The sequence below is a fragment of the Pseudomonas sp. MDV22-iso1 genome (assembly GCF_058145095.1).
The window spans coordinates 96,814-104,336 of the sequence record NZ_JBYVMF010000024.1 but is presented as its reverse complement, the minus strand read 5'-3'; the positions used below and the strand labels follow the sequence as shown (position 1 = coordinate 104,336).

The 7,523-nt window shown below is 53.6% G+C and carries 10 protein-coding genes and 4 tRNA genes; all 14 read left to right on the top strand.

Features of this window, described 5'->3' with window-relative positions; translation table 11 throughout:
* The first annotated feature begins 157 nt into the window (after positions 1 to 157).
* The 14 genes from birA to rplL all read left to right on the top strand — a co-directional run bounded on the left by birA (position 158) and on the right by rplL (position 7,482).
* The gene (gene birA, locus AC3ZVB_RS23465) at positions 158 to 1,117 is read left to right on the top strand and encodes a bifunctional biotin--[acetyl-CoA-carboxylase] ligase/biotin operon repressor BirA (protein WP_162438837.1); all 960 of its coding nucleotides are present in this window, start codon (positions 158 to 160) and stop codon (positions 1,115 to 1,117) included.
* On the top strand, positions 1,107 to 1,856 hold the full coding sequence (locus AC3ZVB_RS23460; protein ID WP_162438838.1) for a pantothenate kinase: 750 nt from the start codon (positions 1,107 to 1,109) through the stop codon (positions 1,854 to 1,856). The genes birA and AC3ZVB_RS23460 overlap by 11 nt, the downstream gene beginning before the upstream one ends.
* Positions 1,857 to 1,863: 7 nt before the next feature.
* Positions 1,864 to 2,304 (top strand): hypothetical protein, encoded by a 441-nt coding sequence (locus AC3ZVB_RS23455; protein ID WP_162438839.1) that lies wholly within the window; start codon positions 1,864 to 1,866, stop codon positions 2,302 to 2,304.
* 142 nt (positions 2,305 to 2,446) lie between these two features.
* Positions 2,447 to 2,531 (top strand) — tRNA-Tyr (locus tag AC3ZVB_RS23450).
* A 23-nt stretch (positions 2,532 to 2,554) separates the two neighbouring features.
* Positions 2,555 to 2,628, top strand: a tRNA-Gly gene (locus tag AC3ZVB_RS23445).
* A 26-nt stretch (positions 2,629 to 2,654) separates the two neighbouring features.
* Positions 2,655 to 2,730: transfer RNA gene (locus AC3ZVB_RS23440), tRNA-Thr, on the top strand.
* 83 nt (positions 2,731 to 2,813) lie between these two features.
* On the top strand, positions 2,814 to 4,007 hold the full coding sequence (tuf, locus tag AC3ZVB_RS23435; RefSeq protein WP_007896619.1) for an elongation factor Tu: 1,194 nt from the start codon (positions 2,814 to 2,816) through the stop codon (positions 4,005 to 4,007).
* A 53-nt stretch (positions 4,008 to 4,060) separates the two neighbouring features.
* Positions 4,061 to 4,136 (top strand) — tRNA-Trp (locus tag AC3ZVB_RS23430).
* Positions 4,137 to 4,181: 45 nt separating this feature from the next.
* Positions 4,182 to 4,550: a preprotein translocase subunit SecE gene (gene secE, locus AC3ZVB_RS23425; RefSeq protein WP_008145488.1), complete on the top strand. Its 369-nt coding sequence runs from the start codon at positions 4,182 to 4,184 to the stop codon at positions 4,548 to 4,550.
* Between the two features lie 9 nt (positions 4,551 to 4,559).
* Complete coding sequence (gene nusG, locus AC3ZVB_RS23420; RefSeq protein WP_054052239.1) at positions 4,560 to 5,093, top strand: transcription termination/antitermination protein NusG; 534 nt, start codon at positions 4,560 to 4,562, stop codon at positions 5,091 to 5,093.
* A 117-nt stretch (positions 5,094 to 5,210) separates the two neighbouring features.
* A complete protein-coding gene (gene rplK, locus AC3ZVB_RS23415) occupies positions 5,211 to 5,642 on the top strand; it encodes a 50S ribosomal protein L11 (protein WP_008008888.1) in 432 nt (143 codons plus the stop codon).
* On the top strand, positions 5,642 to 6,337 hold the full coding sequence (rplA, locus tag AC3ZVB_RS23410) for a 50S ribosomal protein L1 (RefSeq protein WP_162438840.1): 696 nt from the start codon (positions 5,642 to 5,644) through the stop codon (positions 6,335 to 6,337). Before rplK ends, rplA begins: the two co-directional genes overlap by 1 nt.
* Before the next feature lie 198 nt (positions 6,338 to 6,535).
* Complete coding sequence (gene rplJ / locus AC3ZVB_RS23405) at positions 6,536 to 7,036, top strand: 50S ribosomal protein L10 (RefSeq protein WP_064680061.1); 501 nt, start codon at positions 6,536 to 6,538, stop codon at positions 7,034 to 7,036.
* Between the two features lie 80 nt (positions 7,037 to 7,116).
* Positions 7,117 to 7,482, top strand: coding sequence for a 50S ribosomal protein L7/L12 (rplL, locus tag AC3ZVB_RS23400; RefSeq protein WP_007896630.1), 366 nt, complete (start codon positions 7,117 to 7,119; stop codon positions 7,480 to 7,482).
* Positions 7,483 to 7,523 lie beyond the last annotated feature (41 nt).

Here is a 7,523-nt window from a genome sequence, read left to right as displayed (position 1 = left end):
GAGAGTAGGTCATCGTCAAGATTAAATTCCGAAACCCCTGTTTGCTAACGCAGACAGGGGTTTTGTTTTGTCCGCGAAAAAATCTCGCTCGTCGGGTTTCTATGCAACGGCTCGGGGCATGGCTATCATGCGGGCCTCATTGTGAGGCGAGACTTGCATGCTGACGTTGTTGAAGCTTCTTAAGGATGGCCGGTTTCACTCTGGCCAGGCTCTGGGCGTTGCCTTGGGTGTCAGTCGTAGCGCAGTTTGGAAACAGCTTCAGCTCCTGGAGGCTGAGCTGGGTCTGTCCATACACAAGGTGCGCGGCCGTGGTTATCAGCTGGCGGCGCCATTGATGCTGCTTGACCCTGTAGGCATAAGCGAGGCGACCCCTTCCTGCGATTGGTCAGTCTTGGTCTTCGACTCTATCGATTCCACAAATGCCGAGGCTTTGCGAGCTATCGAGCGAGGACGGGCTGCCCCGTTCTTGGTGCTTGCTGAAAGGCAAACGGCAGGTCGTGGGCGGCGCGGGCGCAAGTGGGTAAGCCCATTCGCTGAAAACGTCTATTACAGCCTGGTGTTGCGCATTGAAGGCGGAATGCGCCAGCTGGAAGGTCTTAGTCTGGTCGTCGGCCTTGCGGTGATGCACGCCTTGCGCGAGCTTGGTGTATCGGCTGCAGGTCTTAAGTGGCCTAACGACGTATTAGTCGGGCAGAAAAAAATAGCGGGCATACTGCTCGAGCTGATCGGCGATCCGGCCGACGTATGTCACGTGGTACTAGGAGTTGGCATTAACGTAAATATGCAGATGACCGATGAGGTTGATCAGCAATGGACGTCGATGCGGCTGGAGGCCGGCAAGGTGTTTGATCGCAATCAGATGGTCGCGGTGTTGAGTGAGAAGCTACAGGGCTATTTGCACCGGCACCAGGTTGAAGGATTTTCCGCTATCCAGTCGGAATGGGAGCAAAATCATCTATGGCAAGGACGAGCGGTATCGCTGATTGCTGGTGTTAACCAGGTAGATGGCGAAGTGCTTGGAATCGATAAACAAGGTGCTTTGCGCTTGAAGGTAGATGGTGTGGAAAAGAACTTTAGTGGTGGTGAGCTCAGCCTGAGGTTGCGTGATGATTCTTGAGCTCGACTGTGGAAACAGTTTTATAAAATGGCGTGTTCTCGGCGACGGTGCCGGTGAGGCGGTGGGAGAGGGTGTTGTCGATTCGGATCTGGCGTTGCTGGAGAGTCTGAATGCAATAGAGCGCCTCTCCCTGTCCTTTTGTCGTTTGGTAAGTGTCAGGACCGCCGAAGAAACCGACGCACTGACTGTCTTGCTCGTCAGCGCCTATGGCGTATCTGTTGCCTGCGCCAAACCATCTCGCGAAATGTCCGGTGTTCGTAACGGTTATGAGGAATACGAGCGGTTGGGGCTTGATCGCTGGCTAGCGATGCTGGGAGGATTTCATCTCGCGTCGGGCCCCTGCCTTGTGCTGGATTTTGGTACAGCCGTCACTGCTGATTTCATCGGTGGAGATGGCGGGCATCTCGGAGGCTTTATTTGTCCAGGGATGCCTTTGATGCGCAATCAATTGCGTACTCATACACGAAAGATCCGATATGGAGATCTCGCCGCCGAGCGGGCGCTGGAGAGCCTCGCTCCAGGTCGCACAACCGTCGAAGCGGTGGAGCGTGGATGCTCGTTAATGCTCAGGGGCTTTGTCTTGACCCAGTTGGAGCTTGCGCGCAGCTACTGGGGAGACGGCTTTTGCGTATTCCTGACCGGCGGAGATGCCGAGCTAGTAGCTGGAGTAGTGCCTGAGGCCCGTGTGGTTCCGGACCTTGTGTTCGTGGGCCTGGCGATGGCGTGTCCCTTGATCTGAGGTATTTATGCGCTGGTTGTTCCTGCTCCTGCTTGTCCTCAATGTGTTCTATTACATCTGGCATCAACAAGAGGCTCCTCTTCGAGCCAAGGACGTGACGCCGTTGAGCCTTTACCGGGGCTCGCAGCAGGATATTCGCTTGCTGAGCGAATCCACGGATGCGGCACGTGATAAGGCCAAGACGGTTCAACCGGACAGTGGGTGCCTATATGTAGGAGGGTACTCACGCCAGGAGGTGGCTCAGGCAATCGAGCGACGATTGACCGGAATGGAGATCAGGTTTCAGGCGCTGCCGAAGGATCTGCCTGATAATCCTGGCTACTGGGTGCGCGTGGCACCAGAAAGCCGCCGCTGGCTTGATGATGTGCAGCTTCAAAACCTTTCCAGAGAATTCAACGAGTTAAAACATAAAATAATGCCTTGTGAGGGGGTTGCGCCCGCAGTTTAGTTTGCATAGAATGGCGCCCGCTTCGCAGTGAAGACCTTTAGAGGTGATCAGCGCGAAGCGAGGTCAACGCAGCTAAGCTCAGGTTTTTAATGAGAAAATGCTTGACAGAAGGCTGGCATAATATAGAATGCCGGCTCGCTTAGGAGGGGTTCCCGAGCGGCCAAAGGGATCAGACTGTAAATCTGACGTCTACGACTTCGAAGGTTCGAATCCTTCCCCCTCCACCATTTTTAGCGAGAGTTGCAATCTCGCGGGTATAGTTTAGTGGTAGAACCTCAGCCTTCCAAGCTGATGATGCGGGTTCGATTCCCGCTACCCGCTCCATGTTTGCAGATCTTGCGCAGTGTTACGCTCTTGTAGCTCAGTTGGTAGAGCACACCCTTGGTAAGGGTGAGGTCAGCGGTTCAAATCCGCTCAAGAGCTCCATATAACAAGGCAGATATGAAAATATCTGCCTTTGTTTTAATGGCTTGTTTGACTTGTAAATTCTTCTCCTGAGGGTGATTTCGATGGCTAAGGAAAAGTTCGAACGTAATAAGCCGCACGTCAACGTAGGCACCATTGGTCACGTCGACCACGGTAAAACTACTCTGACTGCAGCCTTGACCCGCGTCTGTTCCGAAGTGTTCGGTTCGGCAAAGGTTGACTTCGACAAGATCGATAGCGCCCCAGAAGAAAAAGCTCGTGGTATTACCATCAACACCGCTCACGTTGAGTACGATTCGGCCGTGCGTCACTACGCACATGTTGACTGTCCTGGTCACGCCGACTACGTAAAAAACATGATTACTGGTGCTGCACAGATGGATGGTGCGATTCTGGTTTGCTCGGCCGCTGATGGTCCGATGCCTCAAACCCGTGAGCACATTCTCCTGTCGCGCCAGGTCGGCGTTCCATACATCGTTGTCTTCCTGAACAAGGCTGACATGGTAGATGATGCGGAGCTGCTTGAGTTGGTTGAGATGGAAGTGCGCGACCTGTTGAGCACTTACGATTTTCCTGGTGATGACACTCCGATCATCATCGGTTCGGCGCTGATGGCGCTGAATGGTCAAGACGATAACGAGATGGGCACCACCGCCGTCAAGAAGTTGGTCGAGACTCTGGATAGCTATATTCCGCAGCCTGAGCGCGCTATTGATAAGCCGTTTTTGATGCCTATCGAGGATGTATTCTCGATCTCCGGTCGTGGCACTGTTGTGACTGGCCGTGTTGAGCGTGGCATCGTTCGCATTCAGGAAGAAGTCGAGATCGTTGGGTTGCGTGATACGGTCAAGACAACGTGTACGGGTGTGGAAATGTTTCGCAAGCTGCTCGACGAAGGTCGTGCAGGCGAGAATTGCGGCGTATTGCTGCGTGGTACCAAGCGTGATGATGTTGAGCGTGGTCAGGTATTGGTCAAGCCGGGCACTGTCAAGCCGCATACCAAGTTCACTGCTGAAGTTTATGTTCTGAGCAAGGAGGAGGGTGGTCGTCATACGCCATTCTTCAAGGGTTATCGTCCGCAGTTTTACTTTCGTACGACTGATGTGACTGGTAATTGCGAGCTGCCAGAAGGTGTTGAGATGGTGATGCCGGGTGATAACGTTCAGATGACCGTTACCCTGATCAAAACCATTGCGATGGAAGATGGTCTGCGTTTCGCTATTCGTGAAGGCGGTCGTACCGTTGGCGCGGGTGTCGTGGCAAAAGTCATCGAGTAAGTTGTTGTAATGTCTTTTTCGGGCCGGCATAATGGTCGGCCTGATTTTGTTTTAGGTCAGTAGCTCAATTGGCAGAGCGACGGTCTCCAAAACCGTAGGTTGGGGGTTCGATTCCCTCCTGACCTGCCAGATTCACTTGGTGTGTCTGGCTTTCTTTTCACAGGATCTTCATAGATGACTCCTAAAGCTGAAGCTCAAGGCTCTCGCTTCGATCTGCTCAAGTGGCTAGTAGTAGTCGCTTTGGTGGTTGTTGGCGTTGTTGGCAATCAGTATTACTCTGCTTCGCCGATCCTGTACCGCGTACTTGCATTGCTCGCCATTGCTGCTGTAGCTGCCTTTGTAGGCCTGCAGACAGTTAAGGGCAAGTCTTTCTTTGTACTGGTTAAGGAAGCTCGCACCGAGATTCGTAAAGTCGTATGGCCAACTCGCCAAGAAACCACGCAGACCACGTTGATCGTAGTGGCTGTTGTTCTGGTTATGGCGTTGCTGTTGTGGGGGCTTGATTCCCTGCTCGGCTGGCTTGTTTCCTTGATTGTCGGCTAAGGGTGTCCCGTGGCTAAGCGTTGGTACGTTGTGCATGCTTACTCCGGTTACGAGAAGCATGTCATGCGCTCGTTGTTAGAGCGCGTAAAGCTGGCTGGCATGGAAGATGGCTTTGGCGAAATTCTGGTTCCCACTGAAGAAGTGGTTGAAATGCGTAATGGCCAGAAACGCAAAAGCGAGCGCAAATTCTTCCCAGGTTATGTGCTGGTCCAGATGGACATGAACGAGGGTACTTGGCACTTGGTCAAGGATACTCCTCGGGTGATGGGTTTCATCGGCGGTACTGCCGATAAGCCTGCACCGATCACTGATAAAGAGGCAGAAGCGATTCTGCGTCGCGTTGCTGATGGTAGTGACAAGCCGAAGCCGAAGACGTTGTTCGAGCCGGGTGAGTCGGTACGGGTCAATGACGGGCCGTTTGCTGATTTCACCGGCACGGTTGAAGAAGTTAACTACGAAAAGAGCCGGATCCAAGTGGCAGTGCTTATTTTCGGTCGCTCTACTCCGGTAGAGCTAGAGTTCAGCCAGGTCGAAAAAGTCTAGCTGAGCAAGCATCCCAACCCCGCAGCCTTAGGCTGTGGGGTTTTGTCGTCACTGGGATAAACGCGCAAGTAACCGGGGAGCCTTTCGAGGCGTTCGAACCCGTAATTGGAGTGCCTCATGGCCAAGAAGATTACCGCTTACATCAAGCTGCAAGTGAAGGCCGCTCAGGCTAACCCAAGCCCACCTGTTGGTCCTGCATTGGGTCAGCACGGCGTGAACATCATGGAATTCTGCAAAGCTTTCAACGCCCGTACTCAGGGTATTGAGCCAGGCCTGCCGACTCCAGTGATCATCACTGTCTACAGCGACCGTAGCTTCACTTTTGAAACCAAATCCACCCCTGCTTCGGTTCTGCTGAAGAAGGCGGCTGGTCTGACTAGCGGCTCTGCTCGTCCGAATACCGTTAAGGTTGGCACCGTGACCCGTGCTCAGCTGGAAGAAATCGCGAAAACCAAAAACGCGGATCTGACTGCAGCTGATATGGAAGCAGCCGTGCGTACTATCGCCGGTTCTGCTCGTAGCATGGGCCTTAACGTGGAGGGTGTGTAATGGCTAAGTTGACCAAGCGTCAAAAGGCTATCGCCGGCAAAATCGAAGCAGGCAAGTCCTACAATTTTGTAGACGCTGCTGCGCTGCTGGCTGAACTGTCGACTGTCAAGTTCAGCGAGTCGTTCGACGTTGCTGTAAACCTGGGCGTTGACCCGCGTAAATCTGACCAGGTTGTTCGTAGCGCTACTGTGCTGCCACACGGCACTGGCAAGACCGTTCGCGTTGCTGTGTTCACCCAGGGTCCAGCTGCTGAGGCCGCTCTGGCTGCCGGCGCTGACCGTGTAGGTATGGACGATCTGGCTGCCGAAATGAAAGGCGGCGACCTGAACTATGACGTAGTTATCGCATCCCCGGATGCAATGCGCGTTGTAGGTCAGTTGGGTCAGATCCTCGGCCCACGTGGTCTGATGCCTAACCCTAAAGTCGGCACTGTGACTCCAGACGTAGCTACCGCGGTTAAAAACGCCAAGGCTGGTCAGGTTCGTTATCGCACCGACAAAAACGGCATCATCCACACCTCCGTTGGCAAGATCGGCTTCGATGCCGTCAAGCTGAAGGAAAACGTTGAAGCCCTGATCGCTGATCTGAAGCGTATCAAGCCAGCTTCCTCGAAAGGCATTTACGTCAAACGCGTTACCCTGAGCACCACCATGGGTCCAGGTCTGGTCATCGACCAGGGCTCGCTCGACGCGTAAGACAGAGGTTGGCGCAAGCGATTGCGTCAATTGAAAGATTGGGGTCCCTGCCTGGCGGGGGCTATCCAAGACCGTAGGCGACGCAAGTCTTAAACCTCAAGCCTACGCAGATGGTGCTCCCGGTTCCTTACCGAATCAGACACCAAAACGACATCCGGCTTCGGTTGGATGAAACGGTAACAAGCAGGAGTTTTTCCCGTGGCAATTAAACTTGAAGACAAGAAGGCCATCGTCGCTGAAGTCAACAAGGCTGCCCAAGTTGCTCTGTCCGCTGTCGTGGCTGATGCCCGTGGCGTAACAGTAGGCGCTATGACCGGACTCCGTAAAGAGGCTCGTGAAGCTGGCGTTTACGTACGTGTTGTACGTAACACCCTGCTCAAGCGCGCCGTTGCTGGCACTCAATATGACGTGCTCAACGACGTGTTCACCGGCCCGACCTTGATTGCATTCTCTAAAGACCATCCGGGCGCTGCTGCCCGTATTTTCAAAGAGTTCGCAAAAGGTCAGGACAAGTTCGAGATCAAGGCAGCTGCGTTCGAGGGCAAGTACCTCGCAGCTAATCAGATCGACGTACTGGCAAGCCTGCCGACCCGTGACGAAGCAATTTCTCAGCTGATGAGCGTGATTCAAGGCGCAACCAGCAAATTGGCTCGTACTCTGGCGGCTCTTCGCGACCAGAAAGAAGCTGCTGCAGCCTAAGGCTGAGTCACTCCTTTCAGCGTTTATTGTTTATTTCGATGGCCGCGTAGGCTGTCACCCCAATACAGGAATTTATAGTCATGTCTCTGACTAACGACCAAATCATCGAAGCAATCGGCGAAAAATCCGTTCTGGAAATCGTTGAGCTGATCAAGGCCATGGAAGAGAAGTTCGGCGTTTCCGCTGCCGCTGCTTCCGCTGGTCCAGCTGCTGTTGCTGCCGTTGTTGAAGAACAAACTGAATTCAACGTCATGCTGACCGAAGCTGGCGAGAAGAAAGTTAACGTGATCAAGGCAGTACGTGAACTGACCGGTCTGGGCCTGAAAGAAGCCAAGGCAGTAGTTGACGGCGCTCCTGGCATCGTTCTGGAAGCTGTTTCGAAAGACGCAGCTGACAAAGCAAAAGCCACTCTGGAAGAAGCAGGCGCTAAAGTCGAGCTGAAATAAGCATCGACTTTGCACCTCCAGCCCGAGCGTAAAGCGAAAGG

Excerpts from the sequence above, each read along its gene's own strand:
- AC3ZVB_RS23455 (WP_162438839.1), top strand. The coding sequence starts at position 1,864 with ATGCGCTGGTTGTTCCTGCTCCTGCTTGTCCTCAATGTGTTCTATTAC.
- birA (WP_162438837.1), top strand. The coding sequence starts at position 158 with ATGCTGACGTTGTTGAAGCTTCTTAAGGATGGCCGGTTTCACTCTGGC.
- tuf (WP_007896619.1), top strand. The coding sequence starts at position 2,814 with ATGGCTAAGGAAAAGTTCGAACGTAATAAGCCGCACGTCAACGTAGGC.
- rplA (WP_162438840.1), top strand. The coding sequence starts at position 5,642 with ATGGCTAAGTTGACCAAGCGTCAAAAGGCTATCGCCGGCAAAATCGAA.
- secE (WP_008145488.1), top strand. The coding sequence starts at position 4,182 with ATGACTCCTAAAGCTGAAGCTCAAGGCTCTCGCTTCGATCTGCTCAAG.
- rplK (WP_008008888.1), top strand. The coding sequence starts at position 5,211 with ATGGCCAAGAAGATTACCGCTTACATCAAGCTGCAAGTGAAGGCCGCT.
- AC3ZVB_RS23460 (WP_162438838.1), top strand. The coding sequence starts at position 1,107 with ATGATTCTTGAGCTCGACTGTGGAAACAGTTTTATAAAATGGCGTGTT.
- rplL (WP_007896630.1), top strand. The coding sequence starts at position 7,117 with ATGTCTCTGACTAACGACCAAATCATCGAAGCAATCGGCGAAAAATCC.